Source organism: Mycobacterium sp. IDUB_37 (assembly GCF_055419245.1).
Map to the genome: position 1 here is coordinate 78,975 of NZ_JBVAXG010000005.1, position 19,405 is coordinate 98,379.

Sequence of the window (19,405 nt, forward strand, 5' to 3'; positions counted from 1 at the left end):
CCGCCTAGCCTTGCACCTAGCCGTAGACGAAAGTCAACCGGACCGACCGCCGTGGATTGTCGCGGTTCAGGTCCACCAGCACGATGCTCTGCCAGGTGCCCAGCATCAACTCGCCGCCACTGACCGGCACGGTGATCGATGGCGAAACAATGGCCGGCAAAACGTGATCGGCCCCGTGCCCTGCCGAACCGTGCGAGTGTCGGTAGCGGTCGTCGCGCGGCAACAGCCGTTCCAGGGTGTCTACCAGGTCGTCATCGGATCCGGCGCCGGTCTCGATGATGGCGACTCCGGCGGTCGCGTGGGGAACAAATATGTTGCACAGGCCGTCGCCGAGGGAGAAGCAGAACCTGCGCACCGTGTCGGTGAGATCGACGGTACGGCGAGTCCTGGTATCCACTTCCAGCACGTCGGTATGCATCCCGTCAAGCCTACGGGGGGTCTGCGCAACCGCGCGCGACGAAGCGGTCGGGGGTGAGACACGAAGAGACCCGGAGAAGAGATTGCCAGGGCCAGTCGACAAGAGGAAGGTGGTGATGGGACCGGTGGCGCCACCGGGGTGCTGCCCCGACACTGGAGGCGCGCTGTGTACGCACGCTCTACCACCATTCAGGCGCAGCCCTCTTCGATCGACCGGGGAATCGCGCACGTTCGCGATGTCGTGATGCCCGCCCTGCAGGGCAGCGACGGATGCAACGGCTTGTCGTTGTTGGTCGACCGCGAATCGGGCCGGTGCATCGCGACCAGCGCCTGGGAGACCAGGGAGGCGATGCAGCAGAGTTTGGAGCAGGTCGCTCCAGTTCGGGACCGGGCCGCGGTCGTCTTCGGCGGCACCGCGCTCGTCGACCAGTGGGAAATCGGGGTTGTGCACCGCGACCACCGCTCCCGGCGGGGCGCGTGCGTGCGCGCCACCTGGCTCAAGGCGCGGCCCGAGCAGTTCGCGCAAGCCATCCTTTTCTACCGGCTCACCGTCTTGCCGGAGGTCGAAGACTTCGAGGGCTTCTGCAGTGCCAGCCTGATGCTCGATCCGGCTTCCGCCCGGGCGGTGGCTTCGGTGACCTATGACAGCCCCGAAGCTATGGAACGAAGCACCGATGCGGCCCGCTCGCTGCGTACGGCGATGCTCCGCGACCTCGGCATCGATCAGTACGACGTCGGCGAATTCGAACTGGCGATCGCCCAGCTGAGGGTTCCTGAGCTGGTCTGAGTTATCTCAGCGCGTCGCCGGGGAAGCCCAGGCATGGGTGCACCTCGTAGGTGAACACCCCGGCCAGCACGCCCGGATCGTCGTTCAGGATCGCGGTGGTGTCCTCGACCGTCGCGGCGAACACACCGATACCGCACACGTCGGACTCGTCGGTGGTCGGCATCACCACTGCCAGCACGCCGTCGTCGCGCAGACCGAAGTTTCGCCGTCCGTGCTCCCAGATGACGGCCCCGGCGTCGTCACCGTATTTCGGACCGCGCTTGAGAATGGCCAGGCTGTAAGTCTTGGCAGCGGCCAAGATAGGGGCCATCTCTTCGTCGCTGAAGATCCTCATGATCGTCCCCGCTTTCCACGAATGATCGCCCGCAGCCGATCGAGACGGCCGGCGACTTCACGTTCCCCGCCCCGGCCAGTGGGCCGGTAGTAGTCCACGCCCACCAACTCGTTCGGCGGATACTGCTGGGCGACAATGCCATCTGGGTCGTCGTGGGCGTATTTGTATCCCTGCGCGTTGCCCAGCGCCGCCGCACCGGAATAGTGGCCGTCCCGCAGATGCGGCGGCACCAGACCTGCCTTGCCGCCCTTGATGTCGCTCATCGCCGCGCCCAGTGCCGTCGTCACGGCATTGGACTTGGGCGCGGTGGCCAGATAGACGGTGGCGTGCGCCAGCGTCAGTTGCGCCTCGGGCATGCCGATCAGCGCCACGGTTTGCGCCGCTGCGACTGCCACCAGCAGGGCGGTCGAGTCCGCCATCCCGATGTCCTCACTAGCCAGGATCATCAGCCGGCGCGAAATGAACCGCGGATCCTCCCCCGCGACCAGCATCCGGGCCAGATAGTGCAGCGCCGCGTCCACATCGGAGCCGCGCACCGACTTGATGAAGGCGCTCACCACGTCGTAGTGCTGATCGCCGTCGCGGTCGTAACGGACCGCCGCCCGGTCTAAAGATTTCTCGATGATCTCAACGGTGACGCCCTCGGCAGGTTCTTGAACGGACTCCGAGGCCACCTCGAGTGCGGTCAGGGCGCGCCGGGCGTCGCCGGCCGCGAGTTGTACCAAAAGGTCGACGGCTTCGGGCGCCACATGTACCCGCCCACCCAGTCCGCGAGGATCCTCGATCGCCCGTTGCACCACCGCGCGGATGTCGTCCGGAGTCAGTGGCCGCAGTTGCAGGATCAGCGACCGCGACAACAACGGCGCCACCACCGAAAACGACGGATTTTCCGTGGTCGCCGCCACCAGCAGCACCACCCGGTTCTCGACCGCGGCCAGCAGGGCATCCTGCTGGGTTTTGGAGAATCGGTGCACCTCATCGATGAACAGCACCGTCTGCTCACCGCGCAGCAATGCGGTACGAGCTGAATCTATAACCGCACGAACATCTTTGACGCCGGCAGACAATGCCGACAGCGCCTCGAACCGACGTCCGGTGGCCTGCGAGACCAATGCCGCCAACGTCGTCTTGCCACTACCCGGCGGGCCGTAGAGGATCGCCGACGCAACGCCCGACCCTTCGACCAGTCGGCGCAACGGCGACCCGGCTGCCAGCAGGTGCTGCTGGCCGACTACTTCCTCCAGCGATGCCGGCCGCATCCGCACCGCCAGCGGAGCCCCTGCGGCCGAAACGCCCGAACCGGTCAAGCCGTGATCGGTGGTCGTCGGCGCACCGGGGAGGTCGAACAGACCGTCGGACACGAATCCAGGCATACCACGCACCGCAGACGAGCCGCACTGACGACGCGTCAACAGCGTTCGACGCCTACCAATGCGAGCGTCTTCGCCACACATTTGCTAAGTTGCGGTTTGCTAAGCCCCGATCGACAAGAGCGAACTACGAGGCACCAAGGACCACAATGAGCCAGCCGCCAGAATACCCGGGCAATCCGGGCAACCCCCAGGGCAATCCCCCGGGCTACCCGCCCCAGCCGCGACACAGCGCGCCGCCGCCCCCGGGCTATGGCGCGCCGCCACCTCCTCCGCAGTACAGCCCACCCCCGCAGCCGGATTACGGCCAGGTTCCTTCTCAGCCGCAGGGCCCGCCGCCCGGCTACCAGGCTCCCGGTGGCTACGGGGCGCCACCGCCTCCGCCGCCCAACTACGGCGCACCGAGCGCACCCCCGGCGGGTTACCCGCCCGCGGCCGGTGGCTTCGGCGGCGGACCCGTGTCGGACTTCAGTGTTGGGGCAGCATTCAGCTGGGCCTGGGCCAAGTTCACCCAGAACATCGCGGCGTTCGCGGTGCCGGTACTGATCTACTTCCTCGCCATCGGCGCGGTCGTCGGGATCCCGTTCGCGATCGCGTTCGCGACCTCGGAGACCACGACCACCACCTATGACTACGGCGGCGGCTACGCGTACGAGGCGTCGACGACGAGCTTCGGGCTGATCAGCTACCTCGTCTTGACCGTCGGCTACATCCTCGCCTTCTTCGTGGCGATGTACATGGCCGCCGGGCTGACCACGGCCTCGCTTGACGTCGCCGACGGCCGACCGATCAGCATCGGAACGTTCTTCAAGCCGCGCAATGTGGGCCCGGTTCTGATCACGGCGCTGCTGCTGGCGATCGGCGCCTCGATCGGGTTCGCGCTGTGCGTCATCCCCGGCATCATCTTCGGCTTCCTCGCACAGTTCGCAATCGTGTTCGTCGTCGACAAGTCCCTGTCGCCGATCGACGCGATCAAGAGCAGTATCGCGACGTCCAAGGACAATCTGGGTCCGACCGCACTGTCCTGGCTGCTGCAGCAGGCAGCGGTTCTGGTTGGTCAGATCGCGTGCTACGTCGGTCTGGTCGCCGGCGTCCCGGTGGCATCGCTCATCCAGGTCTACACGTACCGCAAGCTGACCGGTGGCCAGGTGGTTGAGGCCGACCAGCAGCAGGCAGGCTTCCAGGGCGGCCCGCCCCCGGGTCAGTACCCGGGTCAGCAGTACGCCTAACCTTGGCGCCAACGGCTGTAAACGTTCTGAAACGGGGCGTTCACAACTGAATGCTTGACTGCCGCCCGCAACGCGAGCCGAAATCGGTGCGCGCTGCGGGCGGCAGTTTCTTATGATGGGATCAGCGGTTATGAGCATCAAAGTGGCGCTGGAGCACAGCACCAGTTACACCTTTGACAAGCTGGTCCAGGTGTATCCGCATGTAGTGCGGTTACGCCCGGCTCCACACTCCCGCACCCCGATCGAGGCTTACTCGTTGCGGGTGGAACCCGACGAGCACTTCATCAACTGGCAGCAGGACGCGCTGGGAAACTTCTTGGCGCGGTTGGTGTTTCCCAAGCCCACCCGGCACCTGACCATCACTGTCGGCCTGATCGCCGACCTGAAGGTGATCAATCCGTTCGACTTCTTCATCGAGGATTGGGCGGAGAAATGGCCGTCCAGCGGGTCGTTGTATCCCAAGGCGCTGGCCGACGACCTCGAACCGTTCATGCGGCCGGTGGACGAGGACGGTGACGGGTCGGGCCCCGGCGGCCTGGTTCAGGCCTGGGTGGAGAACTTCTCGGTACCCGAGGGCACCCGCACCATCGACTTCCTCGTCGCGCTCAACCGCGCGATCAGGACCGATGTCAGCTACAGCCTGCGGATGGAACCCGGCGTTCAGACACCGGACTTCACGCTGCGAAGCGGCGTCGGCTCCTGTCGTGACTCGGCATGGCTCCTGGTTTCGATCCTTCGGCAACTGGGTCTGGCAGCCCGGTTCGTCTCGGGATACCTGGTGCAACTGACCTCCGACGTGGAAGCCCTCGACGGCCCGTCGGGACCGGCCGCCGACTTCACCGACCTGCACGCCTGGACCGAGGTGTACGTCCCGGGGGCGGGCTGGATAGGCCTGGACCCGACGTCGGGGCTGTTCGCGGGCGAGGGCCACATCCCGCTGGCGGCCACCCCACACCCGTCGTCGGCGGCTCCCATCACCGGGAGCACCGGCCCCTGCACCTCGACCTTGGAGTTCTCTAATTCCGTCACCCGAGTCCACGAGGACCCACGGGTCACCCTGCCCTACACCGACGATGCGTGGCAGACGATCTGCGAGGTCGGCCAGCGCGTCGACGACCGGTTGGCGGCCGGCGACGTCCGGCTGACGGTCGGCGGCGAGCCCACGTTCGTCTCGGTGCGCAATCAGGTCGACGCGGAATGGCGCACCGCCGCCGATGGACCACACAAGCGCGTACTGGCATCGGAACTGACGGCCCGGTTGAAGGCTCAGTGGGCGCCGCACGGCCTCGTCCAGCGCTCCCAAGGCAAGTGGTATCCCGGAGAGCCGTTACCGCGCTGGCAGATTGGGCTGTACTGGCGCACCGACGGACGCCCACTGTGGACCGACGAGGCGCTGCTGGCCGACCCGTGGTCGGATGCGCGCGACGAGGCGCCGTCGGTCGGCGGCGAGACAGCACATGAGGTGTTGGCCAGCATCACCGAGAGCCTCGGATTGCCCTTGTCACAGGTGCGCCCCGCCTACGAGGACCCGCTGAGCCGATTGGCGTCCGCGGTCCGGTTGCCGTCCGGGGACCCGGTGGAGTCCGCCGACGACCTCGGTGACGATGGGGCGGCCAGCCGCGCCGCACTCCTGGCCCGCCTCGACGAAGCGATCACGACCCCAACGGCATATGTGCTCCCGTTGCACCGCCGCGACGACGGGAGCGGCTGGGCCAGTGCCGACTGGCGGCTGCGCCGCGGTCGATTGGTGCTGACTGACGGTGACTCGCCGGCCGGTCTGCGGCTGCCACTGAACTCGATCAGCTGGCACCCGCCCCGGGACTCGTTCGATGTCGACCCGGTGACGCTGGGGTACGCGCTGCCGTCGGAGTCCCCGGCGGACATCCCGGCGGTGCTGGAGGATCCACTCAATGCGCCGACCACCGCACTGGTGGCCGAAGTTCGCGATGGACTGCTGTACATATTCATGCCGCCGACGGTCGCGCTGGAAGATTTCGTCGACCTGATCGCCCGGATCGAGGCCGCGGTGGCAAAAGTCGGCTGCCTGGTCGTGATCGAGGGTTACGGCCCGCCAACGGACCCGCGGCTGACGTCGACGACGGTCACGCCCGACCCGGGTGTCATCGAGGTCAACGTCGCACCGACCGCCAGTTTCGACGAGCAACGGCGGCAACTCGAAACGCTGTACGCGGAAGCCCGTCTCACTCGACTCTCGACGGAGTCGTTCGAGATCGACGGCACCCACGGCGGCACCGGCGGCGGCAATCACATCACGCTCGGCGGCGTCACGCCTGCCGATTCACCGCTGCTGCGTCGCCCCGACCTGCTGGTGTCGCTGCTCACCTACTGGCAGCGGCATCCGTCGTTGTCCTATCTGTTCGCCGGACGGTTCGTCGGCACCACGTCGCAGGCACCCCGGGTCGATGAGGGTAGGGCCGAAGCGCTCTACGAACTCGAGATCGCGTTCGCCGAGATCGCCCGGCTGGGCGGCGGGGGGCTGAAAAGCAACGCGAAGCCGTGGGTGACCGACCGCGCACTGCGGCACCTGCTCACCGACATCACCGGCAACACCCACCGCGCCGAGTTCTGCGTCGACAAGCTCTACAGCCCCGAAGGCCCCCGCGGCCGACTCGGGCTGCTGGAGCTTCGCGGGTTCGAGATGCCGCCGCATCTGCGGATGGCGATGGTGCAGTCGCTGCTGGTCCGCTCGCTGGTGGCGTGGTTCTGGGAACAGCCGCTGCGCGCCCCGCTGATCCGCCACGGCGCAAACCTGCATGGACGATATCTGCTGCCGCACTTCCTGATTCACGACATCGCCGATGTCGCCGCCGACCTGCGCGCACAGGGCATCGCGTTCGAGACCAGCTGGCTGGACCCGTTCACCGAGTTCCGCTTCCCACGCATCGGCACCGCCGTATTCGACGGCGTGGAGATCGAATTGCGCGGAGCCATCGAGCCGTGGAACACCCTCGGCGAGGAGTCGACGGCCACCGGCACCGCCCGCTACGTCGACTCCTCGGTGGAGCGTGTTCAGGTGCGCATCATCGGCGCCGACCGGCACCGCTATGCGGTGACCTGCAACGGCTATCCGGTCCCCCTGCTGGCCACCGACAACCCCGACATCCATGTCGGCGGGGTGCGGTTCAAAGCGTGGCAGCCGCCCAGCGCGCTGCATCCGACGATCTCCACCGATGTTCCGTTGCAATTCGAGCTGATCGACCTGACCACCGGGACGTCGCGCGGTGGCTGCACCTACCACGTTGCCCACCCCGGTGGACGCGCCTATGACCAGCCACCGGTCAACGCCGTCGAAGCCGAGTCGCGCCGGGCCCGCCGGTTCGAGGCGACCGGCTTCACCTCAGGCAAGTTCGACATGGCCGACCTCAAGGAGAAGCAGGCGCGATTGTTCACCGACATCGGCGCGCCGGGCATCCTCGACCTTCGACGCGTGCGTACCGTGCAGAAGTGATGGCGCTCACCGAATTTCGCACCGAGCTGACACTTCGATGTCAGTCGGCATGAATCGAGCGCCGGCAGCCCCCGGCGCGACCGACCGCTACGACATCGACCGCCTGTTGGCCGGATACCGCACGGCGCGCGCGCAGGAAGCATTGTTCGATCTGCGGGACGGACCCGGCGGCGGTTACGACGAGTTCGTCGACGCGCGCGGCAACATCCGGCCGGGTTGGAGTGAGCTGGCCGACGCGATCGCGGAGCGTGGCCGGCTGGGTTTGGATCGGTTGCGCTCGGTGGTGCACAGCCTGATCGACCACGACGGCATCACCTACACCGGGGTCGACTCGTTCCGTGCAGAGCCCAGTGGACACGGCCTGGAGCCAGGGCCGTGGAGCCTGGACACGCTGCCCTTGGTGGTTTCCGCGGCCGATTGGGAGATTCTCGAAGCCGGGCTGGTACAGCGGTCGCGGTTGCTGGACGCCGTGCTTGCCGACCTCTACGGTCCGCGCTACCTGCTCACCGAGGGGCTGCTGCCGGCACAGCTGGTGTTCGCCCACCCCGGCTACGTGCGCGCCGCCATCGACACCAAAGTGCCCGGCCACCATCAGCTTTTCATGCACGGATGTGACGTCAGCCGGACCGCCGGCGGTGCCTTCCAGGTTAACGAGGACTGGACGCAGGCGCCGTCCGGCGCCGGATACGCACTGGCCGACCGACGGGTCATCGCGCACGCGATACCCGATCTCTACGAGCAGATTGCGCCGCGGCCGACGACCCCGTTCGCGCAGGCCCTGCGACTCGCTCTGATCGACGCGGCGCCCGATGTCGCGCAGGATCCGGTGGTGGTGGTGCTCAGCCCGGGCATCTTCTCCGAGACGGCGTTCGACCAGGCGTATCTTGCTTCGCTGCTTGGCTTCCCGCTGGTGGAGAGCGCCGACCTGGTGGTGCGCGACGGCAAGTTGTGGATGCGCTCACTGGGCACGCTCAAGCGCGTCGACGTGGTGTTGCGCCGGGTGGACGCGGAATACGCCGACCCACTGGATCTGCGCGCCGATTCGCGCCTCGGCGTCGTGGGCCTGGTCGAGGCGCAGCACCGGGGAACGGTGACCGTGGTCAACACACTGGGCAGCGGCATTCTGGAAAGCCCCGCGATCATGCGTTTTCTGCCCGAATTGGCCGAGCGTCTGCTCGGTGAAGAGCCGCTGTTGCAGAGCGCACCCGTGTACTGGGGCGGCATCAGCGCCGAACGCTCCCACCTGCTGGCCAATCTGTCGTCGCTGTTGATCAAACCCACCGACGGCGGGGAAACCCTTGTCGGACCGTCACTTTCGTCGGCGCAATTGTCCGCGCTGGCCGCCCGGATCGAGGCCACGCCGTGGCAGTGGGCCGGACAGGAGCTACCGAGATTCTCGTCGGCTCCCACCGATCACGCCGGCGTGTTGTCGTCGGCGAGTGTCGGCATGCGGCTGTTCACCGTCGCCCAGCGCGGCGGCTATGCACCGATGATCGGCGGCCTGGGCTACGTACTGGCGCCCGGGCCTTCCGCGTACACGCTGAAAACCGTTGCAGCCAAGGATGTTTGGGTACGTCCGACCGAACGCGCGATCACCGAGACCGTGGCACGGCCAATCATGAGGCCGTCCGATCTGGAACCGGCCAAGACCGGCGCGGGCACCTGGGGCGTCAGCTCACCGCGCGTGCTGTCCGACCTGTTCTGGATGGGCCGCTACGGCGAACGCGCCGAGAACATGGCCCGACTGCTCATCGTCGCGCGCGAGCGTTTCCACGTGTACCGGCACTACCAGGACACGGAGGAAAGCCAGTGCGTGCCCGTACTGATGGCCGCCCTGGGCCGGATCACCGGAACCGACACCGGCGCGGCCAACGACCACGCCGAGATGATCGCGGTGGCTCCGTCGATGCTGTGGGCGATGACGGTCGACCCCGAACGCCCCGGATCGCTGGTCCAGTCGGTGGACGGGCTGGCACTCACCGCCAGAGCGGTGCGCGACCAGTTGTCGAACGACACCTGGATGGTGCTGGCCAATGTGGAGCGAGCCATCGTGCTGCGATCCGACCCGCCGCAGACACTCAGTGAGGCCGATGCGCTGCTCGCCTCGGCCCAGGCTCAGACATTGGCCGGGATGCTGACGCTGTCCGGGGTGGCCAGTGAGTCGATGGTGCACGATGTCGGCTGGACCATGATGGACATCGGCAAGCGCATCGAACGCGGCCTCTGGTTGACCGCGATGCTCACCGACACGCTGACCACGGTTCGCGGCACCGTTGCCGAGCAGACCATCATCGAGTCGACGCTGACGGCATGCGAGTCGGCGGTCATCTACCGGCGTCGCAACGTGGGCACGTTCAGCGTGGCCGCTGTGACCGAGTTGATGCTGTTCGACGCCCAGAATCCGCGGTCGCTGGTGTATCAGCTAGAGCGGTTGCGGGCCAATCTGAAGAATCTCCCTGGTTCGTCGGGGTCGTCTCGACCCGAGCGGATGGTGGACGAGATGAGCACCCGACTACGCCGCTCGGATCCCGCCGAACTCGACGAAGTCACCGACGGTCACCGCGAGGATTTGGCAGAGCTACTCACCGCGACCCACGTTGCGCTACGCGAACTTGCCGAAGTCATCACCGCGACGCAGCTGGCGCTGCCCGAGGGGATGCAGCCGCTGTGGGGCGGCGACGAACGACGGACGTTGCCGGCCTAGGGATCGGAACCACTAGGCCGCTGGACCCGTCGCCGCGTTGGTCAGATCGTCAATCACCGTATGGATGAATTGCATCTTGTTCAACACCGCGGGTGGCAGCACGAACGGATACAGGTCGTCGTGGCCCATGGACCGGTTGACCATGTTCAGCGACCACGACAACGGCAGCCACATGTCGATGATGGTCGGAAAAGCGCTGGGCCCCAACGGTGGTCGGTCGAAGGTTGCCGCTGCCGGTGCCAGTCCGCACGACGCCGAGGTGTCCAAGGTGTCCCTGATGTGCAGATAATGGGCGAAAGTTTCAGCCCAATCCTCGGCGGGGTGCATGGTCGCGTACGACGACACGAAGGTCTTCTTCCAGCCCTCGGGCGCACCTTCGCTGTAGTGACGGTCAAGTGCCGCTTGATAATCGGCGTCGGGATCGCCGAACAACGCTTTGAATTGCGCCAGGTACTCCGGTGTCCTGATCAGCCGGTAAAAGTAGTAGTGCCCGACCTCGTGACGGAAGTGTCCGAGCAACGTGCGGTACGGCTCCTCCATCTCGACCCGTAACTGCTCCCGATGCACGTCGTCGCCTTCAGCCAGATCCAGTGTGATGACACCGTTTTCGTGTCCGGTGATCACCTGTTCGTGCGCACTGGACAGCAGCCGGAAGGCCAGTCCGTAATCCGGATCCTCGTCGCGGCCGATGATCGGCAGGTTCAGCTCGTGCAACTCCGCGACCAGCCGCCGCTTGGCGGCCTCAGCCCGGGCGAATTCCGGCAGCCCGACGCTGTCGTTGTCGTTGGGCCGCTCAATCGTCAACCCACAGGATGCGCACAATCCGCCCGGGTTGTTGGCCGAAACCAGCCAATTGCATTCGGCGACGTATAAATTAGCGCACAGCTGGTAATCGTTGGCGGCAACGACACCGGCATGGTCGCTGTCGTCTCCACGCTTGGCGATCACGAGCAAAGCCATCTGTTCGAGGGAGAACCCCAGCGAACTCCCGCAGGACAGGCACTCGGAGTTCTCAAAAGCCAAGCGCTGACCACAATTCGGGCAGTGGAAGTCACGCATCTAACGAATCCCCTTCGAATGGGACAACGTCGACCCCGACGTCGATCTTGCTGCGTTTCGAGTTCGTGTAGATGATCCCGCGCAGCGGCGGCACGTCTGCATAGTCGCGGCCACGCCCAACTACCACGTAACGCTGGTCCACCAACTGGTCGTTGGTGGGATCGAGCCCTAGCCACTCAAATTGACCTGGCTGCTGGGGTGACCACACCGAAGCCCAGGCATGGGTGGCGTCAACTCCGATCATTCGTTCCTTTCCCGGGGGTGGGTTGGTGGCCAGATAACCAGACACGTAGCAGGCCGCCAAACCATTGGCACGAAGGCAGGCGATGGCCAGCCTCGCGAAGTCTTGGCATACCCCCTCGCGAGCCTCCAGAACCTCACTGACTCGGGTGGAAACCGTGGTGGACCCAGAACGGTAGGTGAAATCGTTGAAGATTCGGGTGGCGAGATCGCTCAGCACCTCGACCAATGGGCGTCCGGGCTCGAAACTAGGCGCTGCATACTCGCGTACCGCATCGGAGATCTCGGGCGGCCTGAGATCCAGCGTGAAGTCAGCTGCGAGAGCTCCCTGCCTCCCGGTCGGCCGCGCTGCCTCCCAGGGTTGCAGTGCCGGGCCGGTGGAGTACAGCCCGACAGCCTGCGGGGACACGTCGACGATGGAGTCGCTGGTGATGGTCAGGGTGCGGTGCGGCTCGGTGACATGGAAGTAGGAGCTGATGTTTCCGTAACTGTCGCGGGAGGTGGAACTGTCCGAGGGGGTTGGCTCGACGGTGAGCCGGTGGGCGACACGACGCTGGCGCACGGAATCTCGGGGCGTGAGGAATCCGCGCCCGTAAGAACTGGTCACGACATCGGCATAGCTGTATTGAGTACGGTGCCTGACTCGATAGCGTTTGGTGTCCGGGAAGTCGGACAGCCCGTCCGACGGGAACGACAAACTCAAGACAACCTCACCCTTCCCGGGTATCTATGTCAGCCACCACGCCGCTGGCGGCACGCCTGATCTCATCACACAGCGGCTCGACGCGCCTGCGCGACAACCTGCACTGTGCGATTCTGGCTATCGCGGTCTATATCCGACCTCAAACGGGAACCCTGGTAGCCAACCGCGGAAGGGAGCTTGGGTCATGCAGGGACACGAAATCCGGTCGCTGGCCGATCTCGCTGGTGAAGGCACCCGGGTGGTGACCACGCTGGTCCGCGATATGCATCGCGGAATCGCGAGTCGGGTCTTTCATTCGATCGGTCCAGCGTCCAAGCCCGTGCAGATCGTACACGACACGACCGCATCGACCATCTACGGCCTGGTCGACGGCGCGGTCCGCGGGTCGCTGTACGGCGCAGGGGCGCTGGCAGCTCAAGCGTGGAGCAACGACGACGACCCGACCGTCGAAGCGAATCCGAAGGTCGCCGCGGTCCTGGCTGCGGTCAACGGCATCTACGGGGATGAGCTGGTCAACCGCGAAAACGGCCTCGCGCTGAGGATGGAGATCCGGCGGAAGGGCCAGCCGGTGGCGATGACCGCCGACGCCATCGCCGATGCTTTCCCGAAGGCAAGCGGGCGGATCGTCGTCTTCGTACACGGCTGGTGCATGACAGAGCGGGCGTGGTGGCGGCCGCCGCGCGCCGAGGAGACGTTGCGCCCCTATGGCAAACGGCTGCGTAAGGACCTCGGCTTCACACCGGTCTTTCTGCGCTACAACAGCGGCTTGCACATCTCCCAGAACGGCCGGGCGCTTGCCGACCTGCTGAATCAGCTGCAGGCCCTGTGGCCGACGCCAGTGGAAGAACTCGTGCTCGTCGGTCATTCGATGGGCGGATTGGTGTCACGTAGCGCCTGTCACTACGGACTCGAGGACGAACACGCCTGGACCGGCGCCGTTTCGCACGTGGTGTGCCTCGGCTCGCCGCACCTGGGGGCCGACCTGGAAAAAGGCGTGAACGCCGCATCCTGGGCGCTGTCCAAGCTGCCCGAAACTCGGGCGCTGGCGGCGTTCCTCAACACCCGAAGTGCCGGTGTGAAGGATCTGCGGTATGGCGCGCTACTCGACGAAGATTGGCGCGACTGCGAACCGGACGAGTTTCTGTACGACCGCTGCCGCGAGGTGCCGTTCCTGCCCGACGCGGTCTACCACTTCGTCTCCACCACCGCAGCACCCCGCGGGCTCGGCTTGCTGGTGGGCGACGTCCTGGTGCGACCGAAGAGCGCCTCTGGGCGCGGCCGATTCCGCCAGATTCCGTTCGAGGAAGCTCATGGCCTGACACTCACCGGCCTCAATCACTTCGACCTGCTCAACAATCCGAAGATCTACGACAAGTTGTTGGAGTGGTTGAGTCCGGCACGGGCAGTCACGCAATCGGGATCGATCGGCTAGTTCTTCGATAAAGTCCGGCGAACCCGCGCAGCCGCGCGCACAATCGAAGACGTGGCTAACTGGGACGACGTCGCCCGCATCGCCGCTGAGCTGCCGCTGACCATCGAGCAGTCGCCCCGCGACTGGCGGGTCGGCAAAAAGCTGATGGCGTGGGAGCGGCCACTGCGCAAGTCCGACATCGAGAACCTGACCAGAGCCGGGGTGGAACCGCCGGTCGGCGACATCTTGGGTGTCCGGGTGTCCGACGAGGGCGTCAAGCTCGCGCTGGTCGCCGACGAGCCCGATGTGTACTTCACAACTCCGCATTTCGACGGGTACGCCGCGGTGCTGGTCAAGCTGGCCAACATCGAGGTTTCCGACCTCAATGACCTGATCACCGAGGCGTGGCTGGTGCAGGCGCCGAAGCGGCTGGTCAAGGAATTTCTCGCTAAGTCGCAATAAATCAGTCGGCGCAGTCGATCACAGCCTGCAACTCTTCGACGCAGGCTCCGACGATGTCGGCAAGCAGTGCGCCAGATCGGTCCCGTGCCGCGGATTCCAGTTCGGCGGCGTGTTGGCGGGCGGCCGCCACGTGCGCACACACTGCCTGCACCGATGAATCTGCGGTCGACGTCCCTTGCGCAAGTTCGCCGACCGCAGCCCGCATCGGTTTGGCCAGCCGACCGTCGACGGGCTGCGCGATGATTCTTGCCAACTGCAGTACGGCGCTGGTCAGCAGGCCCAATCGTGCGGCCTGCAGATCCACCGAGTCGATGACGCCGCGCGACCGCATGCGCAGTGGCGCCCTGCGGACGATCAACCGGGCGGTACTACGCGCCTCGAGCAGCGCACCCAACTGATTGTGCAGTTTGTCCACGCAGGCCAGCGGCCAGTCCACGCCGGCCCGCGTCGGATCGCTCATCACCTCCGTGATTTCGACGAGCGTGTCGTGCAGAGCGCCCAGCACACCGGCGCGGGCTGTGCCTAGCAGGGTCATCGGGTTGGCCGGAAACAGCAGAGTGCTGAACACGAACGCGAGACCTCCGCCGAGCAGCGCATCGAACAGCCGCTCGGCAACCACGGGCCCGCTGTGCGCGAAGACCAACACCAGGATCGTGGAAACCCCGGTTTGGTTGACGAACATCAGACCCTGGGCGATGAAGCCCCGCCCGATCAGCACCGCGAAACCCAACGCGAGAAAGACTGCGGCGACAAAGGCAAACCCATCGGTGCCCAGGAGTGCCTGAACTCCGGCGCCGACCCCGATTCCCAGCGCGACGCCGACAATCATCTGGGCGGCCCGTCGAGTCCGCAGCACGTTCGTCGCCGACATGCAGACCACGGCAGAAATGGGTGCGAAGAAGGGCTGCGGGTGGTGCAGCACGTCGTGGGCCAGATACCACGCGACGCCGGCCGCAACCGACGTCTGGGTGATCGGCCACAACGCGACGCGCAGACGATGAACGGCTTCGGTTGCGCCGTGGGCTGCCCGATCCAGCAGCGAAGTGGTCATGACGCCTATCTAAGCCGCCAGGTGACGTCACGGCCTGGCAGTCCGCTACCCGTGCAACCCCGGCTGGCCGAAGAGCTTTCCTCCGGTCCCGCCGACGCCGCCCTTGCCAAACCGGAAGGTGTCGCTGCCGGCATTGCCGCCACCGCCTTGGCCGCCGTTGCCGATCCACTGGGCATTGCCACCGCTACCGCCTGCTCCGCCATTGGCGCTGGTGGACCCGGCACCCACAATGCCACCGTTTCCGCCGCCGCCGCCGGAGCCGATGAACCCTGCGGTTCCGCCGACACCGCCTGCACCGCCGTGTCCTCCGCTCTTAATACCGCCGCCAGTCGCGTTCCCGCCCTGACCGCCGGCCCCAGCATGTCCACCGTCGCCGATCAGCGCATGTCCGCTCCCACCTGCGCCGCCCAGACCGCCTGCCCCGGCGGAAGCCTCGAAGCCGCCGCTGGACTTGGCGGTTCCCCCCAATCCGCCGACCCCGCCGGTACCGCCGCTGCCGAGCAACCCGCCCGCACCGCCGGCACCACCGACTCCGCCGTTTCCCGCGTACGCGGTGCCCGATGCGCCGAAGTTGTCTCCGCCGTGGCCGCCGGCACCGCCGGCGCCGCCACTGCCGAACAGCCCGCTCGCACCGCCGGCTCCACCGTTACCGCCCGGGCCGCTGACGAGGGAGCCGATCAATCCGGTTCCCCCAGTCCCGCCGGCACCACCACTCCCGAACAGCAGCCCACCTACGCCGCCGGCACCGCCCACTCCACCGGCAACGACGCTCCCGCTGCCGGGTCCGCCCCGACCGCCGACACCGCCGGTGCCGAACAGTCCGGCGTCCCCGCCCCGCCCGCCGGCCGCTCCGGTGTTGGTGCTGACACCGCCGGCACCGCCGTTGCCGAAAAGGATTCCGCCGGCTTCGCCGGGCTGCCCGACCCCATTGACTGTGCCGCCGTCGTTACCGTCTCCGATCAGCGGGCGGCCCAATAACAACCGGGCAGGCGTGTTGATCAGATCCAGCAGCGGCTGCAACGGCCCCACGCTGGCGGCCTCGGCGGCCGTGTACGCCCCGGCCCCGCCGGTGAGCGCCTGCACAAACTGGTCGTGGTACGAGGTCGCCTGCGCACTGAGCGCCTGAAAACTCTGTCCGTGCTCGCCGAACAACGCCGCGACAGCTACCGAGACTTCGTCCGCACTCGCGGCCAGGAGATACACCGTCGGGGCGGCGGCGACCGAAGTGGCCGGATTGAGTGACGAGCCGAGACTCGCCAGATCCGTCGCTGCCGCCGCTATCCAGTCCGGCGTGGCAATTGCAAATGACATCTGACGTCTCCCACCCCAGTCGTCTGCCCCTGGCCGAATTCAAACCATCCTGTGTGCGAAATCGTAAGCAGCCAATTTCGGCAATGCCAACCGATGTTTTCGGTTAGCCGAACTAGCTTTCCCCGGCCCTTTCCAGCTCGAACAGCGGAATCACCCGACTGGTTTTCGCCTGGTAATCGGCGAAACCCGGCGACGCGGCGGTGACCTTTGCAAAGATCTCGTCGCGTTCCTGCGTTGAAAGCTCGCGCGCGGTCACTTCGTAGGCGTCGGTGCCGATCTCGATGTGCGCCTGAGAATTGGCACGAAGATTATGCACCCAAGCCGGGTTGAAATCTGCGCCCGCAAAGGACCCGATGATGATCAGCTTGCCGTCGATCCGGAAGTACGCCAGCGGCGATAGTCGGGACTGGCCGGACTTGGCGCCGGTCGTGGTGAGCAACAAGATGTCTGCGTCGGCGAACTGGCCGCCGACCTTGCCGTCGTTGGCACGGAACTCGTCCGCAAGTTCCTTATTGAACTTCTTCACGAACTCGGCGTCTGGGACTCCTGGGGTCATGCCTGGTCAACGGGTTTGGGTCCGATGTCTATTCCAGCTACCCGCTCGACCCTGGCTTGCCGAACATCTTTCCGCCGGCACCGCCCCCACCAGCAGTCCCTGGCACCACCCCGGGCGCGCAGACGCCACCGTCGCCGCCGTTACCGATCTGCTGGGCATTGCCGCCGCGACCGCCCGCGCCGATAGAGTCCTGCTGCAAAGGTTCGCACTGCCAGTTCGTATGCGGCCGTGCCGATTTCGACGCCGACCTGAGGGTTGGCGCTCAGATTGTGCACCCTGCCCGGGTTGAAGCCCACGCCCGCGAAGGGCCCGATGATGATGAGCTTGCCGCCGACCCCGCCATTAACTGGGGAACCCCTAGACCCTTATCGCATGAGTTACCCAGTAGTTTGCCGTGAATTCGATCAGGGTCTAACGAGTAACACCACAGCAACATGGCTTGGTTTGCGGCGTGCGGCTAAAGCGAGGCCAACTCAGCCATTCTTGGGAGCCACTGGCTTGAAATCTATTCCAGATTCCTTGCGCTGCTGGGCGGTGATCGGCGCGGGTGCATCGGTCAGCGGGTCGACGCCGCCACCGGTCTTGGGGAACGCGATCACCTCGCGGATCGAGTCGAACCCGGCCAGCAGAGCGGTGATGCGATCCCAACCGAAGGCGATCCCGCCGTGCGGCGGCGCACCAAAGGTGAACGCTTCCAACAGGAATCCGAACTTCTCTTCGGCTTCAGCCTTGTCCAGGCCCATCACGGCGAATACCCGCTCCTGGATATCGCGGCGATGAATACGGATCGAGCCGCCACCGATCTCGTTGCCGTTGCAGACGATGTCGTACGCATCGGCGAGCACGTTGCCGGGATCGGAGTCGATGCTGTCCTGATGCTCACTCTTAGGCGAAGTGAACGCATGATGCACCGCGGTCCACGCCCCCGAACCCACTGCCACATCGCCGGCGGCGGTCGCGTCGTCAGCTGGCTCGAACAACGGCGGGTCGATGACCCACACGAAAGCCCATGCGGCCGGATCGATCAGGCCCAGTCGATTGCCGATCTCGATGCGCGCCGCGCCGAGCAGCGCCCGTGACGCCTTGACCGGTCCGGCCGAGAAGAAAATGCAGTCGCCGGGGCTGGCGCCGACGTGGGCGGCCAGGCCGTCGCGCTCGGCGTCGGACAGGTTCTTGGCCACCGGCCCGCCCAACGTGCCATCCTCGGCGACCAGGACATAGGCCAGCCCGCGGTGACCGCGCTGTTTGGCCCATTCCTGCCAGCCGTCCAGGGTGCGGCGCGGCTGCGACGCCCCGCCGGGCATCACCACGGCGCCGACATAGGGCGCCTGGAACACCCGGAAGGTGGTGTCGGAGAAGAACTCTGTACATTCGACCAGTTCCTGACCGAACCGCAGGTCGGGCTTGTCGGAGCCGAAGCGCCGCATCGCCTCGGCGTAGGTGATCCGCGGAATGGGCGTCGGAACCTGGTACCCGATCAGTGACCAGAGCGCGGTCAGGATCTCCTCGGAGATCGCGATGATGTCCTCGACATCGACGAAGCTGAGCTCCATGTCGAGCTGAGTGAACTCGGGCTGACGGTCGGCGCGGAAATCCTCGTCGCGGTAACAGCGGGCGATCTGGTAGTAGCGCTCCATTCCGGCCACCATGAGCAGCTGTTTGAACAGCTGGGGGCTTTGCGGCAGCGCGTAGAAGGTTCCGGGCCGCAGCCGGGCCGGCACCAGGAAGTCGCGTGCCCCCTCCGGCGTCGAACGGGTGATGGTCGGCGTCTCGATCTCCACGAAATCATGAGCCGCCAGCACGCCACGTGCGGCGGCATTGACCTTGGAGCGCAACCGAATCGCCGCGCCGGGGCCCTCGCGGCGCAAGTCGAGGTAGCGGTACTTCAACCGCAGCTCCTCACCGGCCGGCTCATCGAGCTGGAATGGCAACGGCGCGCTTTCACCGAGCACCGTCAGCGAGGTGGCGTTGACCTCGATGTCACCGGTAGCGATGTCGGGGTTGGCGTTACCTTCGGGACGGATCTCGATGACGCCGGACACCGCTATGCAGAACTCGGCGCGCAGCCGGTGTGCCTGGGCCAGCACGTCGGATTCACGGAACACGACCTGGGTGACGCCCGACGCGTCGCGTAGGTCGATGAAGATGACGCCGCCGTGGTCACGACGGCGGGCCACCCAGCCGGCCAATGTCACCTGCTGCCCGGCATCGCCATTCCTCAACGAACCAGCGGCGTGGCTGCGCAGCACAAACATCCCCTTCACCTGAATTGAACGACTGCCCAGTCTAGATGGCCGGACGG

17 protein-coding genes are annotated in these 19,405 nt (G+C 66.2%); 6 read left to right on the plus strand and 11 right to left on the minus strand.

Features of this window, described 5'->3' with window-relative positions:
* Positions 1-16: 16 nt before the first annotated feature.
* Positions 17-406, minus strand: a complete 390-nt coding sequence (locus ACZY1I_RS18065) for a secondary thiamine-phosphate synthase enzyme YjbQ (RefSeq protein WP_463756282.1) — start codon at positions 404-406, stop codon at positions 17-19.
* Between the two features lie 177 nt (positions 407-583).
* Between ACZY1I_RS18065 and ACZY1I_RS18070 the strand changes: the two genes are divergently transcribed.
* Positions 584-1,204 carry a hypothetical protein gene (locus tag ACZY1I_RS18070; RefSeq protein ID WP_463755841.1) on the plus strand — a complete coding sequence of 207 codons (621 nt, stop codon included), beginning with the start codon at positions 584-586 and terminating at the stop codon, positions 1,202-1,204.
* Between the two features lies 1 nt (position 1,205).
* On the opposite strand, the gene ACZY1I_RS18075 is transcribed toward ACZY1I_RS18070, so the two are convergent.
* Together ACZY1I_RS18075 and ACZY1I_RS18080 are read right to left on the minus strand one after the other, a co-directional pair.
* Positions 1,206-1,538, minus strand: coding sequence for a YciI family protein (locus tag ACZY1I_RS18075; RefSeq protein ID WP_463755842.1), 333 nt, complete (start codon positions 1,536-1,538; stop codon positions 1,206-1,208).
* Positions 1,535-2,911: a replication-associated recombination protein A gene (locus ACZY1I_RS18080; RefSeq protein ID WP_463755843.1), complete on the minus strand. Its 1,377-nt coding sequence runs from the start codon at positions 2,909-2,911 to the stop codon at positions 1,535-1,537. The genes ACZY1I_RS18075 and ACZY1I_RS18080 overlap by 4 nt, the downstream gene beginning before the upstream one ends.
* Before the next feature lie 146 nt (positions 2,912-3,057).
* Between ACZY1I_RS18080 and ACZY1I_RS18085 the strand changes: the two genes are divergently transcribed.
* The 3 genes from ACZY1I_RS18085 (at position 3,058) to ACZY1I_RS18095 (ending at position 10,310) form a co-directional block, all read left to right on the plus strand.
* Entirely contained in the window at positions 3,058-4,137 is a 1,080-nt protein-coding gene (locus ACZY1I_RS18085) for a YciC family protein (RefSeq protein WP_463755844.1), read from the plus strand.
* 130 nt (positions 4,138-4,267) lie between these two features.
* The gene (locus ACZY1I_RS18090; RefSeq protein WP_463755845.1) at positions 4,268-7,606 is read left to right on the plus strand and encodes a transglutaminase family protein; all 3,339 of its coding nucleotides are present in this window, start codon (positions 4,268-4,270) and stop codon (positions 7,604-7,606) included.
* A 49-nt stretch (positions 7,607-7,655) separates the two neighbouring features.
* Positions 7,656-10,310 (plus strand): circularly permuted type 2 ATP-grasp protein, encoded by a 2,655-nt coding sequence (locus tag ACZY1I_RS18095; RefSeq protein WP_463756283.1) that lies wholly within the window; start codon positions 7,656-7,658, stop codon positions 10,308-10,310.
* A gap of 12 nt (positions 10,311-10,322) precedes the next feature.
* Here the strand turns inward: ACZY1I_RS18095 and ACZY1I_RS18100 are convergent, their stop codons facing one another.
* Together ACZY1I_RS18100 and ACZY1I_RS18105 are read right to left on the minus strand one after the other, a co-directional pair.
* Positions 10,323-11,369: a zinc-binding metallopeptidase family protein gene (locus ACZY1I_RS18100; protein WP_463755846.1), complete on the minus strand. Its 1,047-nt coding sequence runs from the start codon at positions 11,367-11,369 to the stop codon at positions 10,323-10,325.
* A complete protein-coding gene (locus tag ACZY1I_RS18105; protein ID WP_463755847.1) occupies positions 11,362-12,312 on the minus strand; it encodes a transglutaminase family protein in 951 nt (316 codons plus the stop codon). The genes ACZY1I_RS18100 and ACZY1I_RS18105 overlap by 8 nt, the downstream gene beginning before the upstream one ends.
* A 184-nt stretch (positions 12,313-12,496) precedes the next feature.
* Between ACZY1I_RS18105 and ACZY1I_RS18110 the strand changes: the two genes are divergently transcribed.
* Positions 12,497-13,744 (plus strand): esterase/lipase family protein, encoded by a 1,248-nt coding sequence (locus tag ACZY1I_RS18110; RefSeq protein WP_463755848.1) that lies wholly within the window; start codon positions 12,497-12,499, stop codon positions 13,742-13,744.
* A 51-nt stretch (positions 13,745-13,795) separates the two neighbouring features.
* Positions 13,796-14,185 carry an MmcQ/YjbR family DNA-binding protein gene (locus ACZY1I_RS18115; RefSeq protein WP_463755849.1) on the plus strand — a complete coding sequence of 130 codons (390 nt, stop codon included), beginning with the start codon at positions 13,796-13,798 and terminating at the stop codon, positions 14,183-14,185.
* Position 14,186: 1 nt separating this feature from the next.
* Here the strand turns inward: ACZY1I_RS18115 and ACZY1I_RS18120 are convergent, their stop codons facing one another.
* The 6 genes from ACZY1I_RS18120 to aspS all read right to left on the minus strand — a co-directional run bounded on the left by ACZY1I_RS18120 (position 14,187) and on the right by aspS (position 19,358).
* A complete protein-coding gene (locus ACZY1I_RS18120) occupies positions 14,187-15,236 on the minus strand; it encodes an FUSC family protein (protein ID WP_463755850.1) in 1,050 nt (349 codons plus the stop codon).
* A gap of 45 nt (positions 15,237-15,281) precedes the next feature.
* A complete protein-coding gene (locus ACZY1I_RS18125; protein WP_463755851.1) occupies positions 15,282-16,547 on the minus strand; it encodes a PE family protein in 1,266 nt (421 codons plus the stop codon).
* A gap of 112 nt (positions 16,548-16,659) precedes the next feature.
* Positions 16,660-17,103: a nitroreductase family deazaflavin-dependent oxidoreductase gene (locus ACZY1I_RS18130; RefSeq protein ID WP_463755852.1), complete on the minus strand. Its 444-nt coding sequence runs from the start codon at positions 17,101-17,103 to the stop codon at positions 16,660-16,662.
* A gap of 37 nt (positions 17,104-17,140) precedes the next feature.
* Positions 17,141-17,302, minus strand: a complete 162-nt coding sequence (locus ACZY1I_RS18135) for a PE-PGRS family protein (protein WP_463755853.1) — start codon at positions 17,300-17,302, stop codon at positions 17,141-17,143.
* Positions 17,244-17,399 (minus strand): hypothetical protein, encoded by a 156-nt coding sequence (locus ACZY1I_RS18140; RefSeq protein ID WP_463755854.1) that lies wholly within the window; start codon positions 17,397-17,399, stop codon positions 17,244-17,246. The genes ACZY1I_RS18135 and ACZY1I_RS18140 overlap by 59 nt, the downstream gene beginning before the upstream one ends.
* A gap of 177 nt (positions 17,400-17,576) precedes the next feature.
* Positions 17,577-19,358 carry an aspartate--tRNA ligase gene (gene aspS, locus ACZY1I_RS18145; RefSeq protein WP_463755855.1) on the minus strand — a complete coding sequence of 594 codons (1,782 nt, stop codon included), beginning with the start codon at positions 19,356-19,358 and terminating at the stop codon, positions 17,577-17,579.
* Between the last annotated feature and the right edge of the window lie 47 nt (positions 19,359-19,405).

Excerpts from the sequence above, each read along its gene's own strand:
- ACZY1I_RS18125 (WP_463755851.1), bottom strand. The coding sequence starts at position 16,547 with ATGTCATTTGCAATTGCCACGCCGGACTGGATAGCGGCGGCAGCGACG.
- ACZY1I_RS18120 (WP_463755850.1), bottom strand. The coding sequence starts at position 15,236 with ATGACCACTTCGCTGCTGGATCGGGCAGCCCACGGCGCAACCGAAGCC.
- aspS (WP_463755855.1), bottom strand. The coding sequence starts at position 19,358 with ATGTTTGTGCTGCGCAGCCACGCCGCTGGTTCGTTGAGGAATGGCGAT.
- ACZY1I_RS18090 (WP_463755845.1), top strand. The coding sequence starts at position 4,268 with ATGAGCATCAAAGTGGCGCTGGAGCACAGCACCAGTTACACCTTTGAC.
- ACZY1I_RS18075 (WP_463755842.1), bottom strand. The coding sequence starts at position 1,538 with ATGAGGATCTTCAGCGACGAAGAGATGGCCCCTATCTTGGCCGCTGCC.
- ACZY1I_RS18085 (WP_463755844.1), top strand. The coding sequence starts at position 3,058 with ATGAGCCAGCCGCCAGAATACCCGGGCAATCCGGGCAACCCCCAGGGC.
- ACZY1I_RS18130 (WP_463755852.1), bottom strand. The coding sequence starts at position 17,103 with ATGACCCCAGGAGTCCCAGACGCCGAGTTCGTGAAGAAGTTCAATAAG.
- ACZY1I_RS18100 (WP_463755846.1), bottom strand. The coding sequence starts at position 11,369 with ATGCGTGACTTCCACTGCCCGAATTGTGGTCAGCGCTTGGCTTTTGAG.
- ACZY1I_RS18110 (WP_463755848.1), top strand. The coding sequence starts at position 12,497 with ATGCAGGGACACGAAATCCGGTCGCTGGCCGATCTCGCTGGTGAAGGC.
- ACZY1I_RS18095 (WP_463756283.1), top strand. The coding sequence starts at position 7,656 with ATGAATCGAGCGCCGGCAGCCCCCGGCGCGACCGACCGCTACGACATC.
- ACZY1I_RS18080 (WP_463755843.1), bottom strand. The coding sequence starts at position 2,911 with ATGCCTGGATTCGTGTCCGACGGTCTGTTCGACCTCCCCGGTGCGCCG.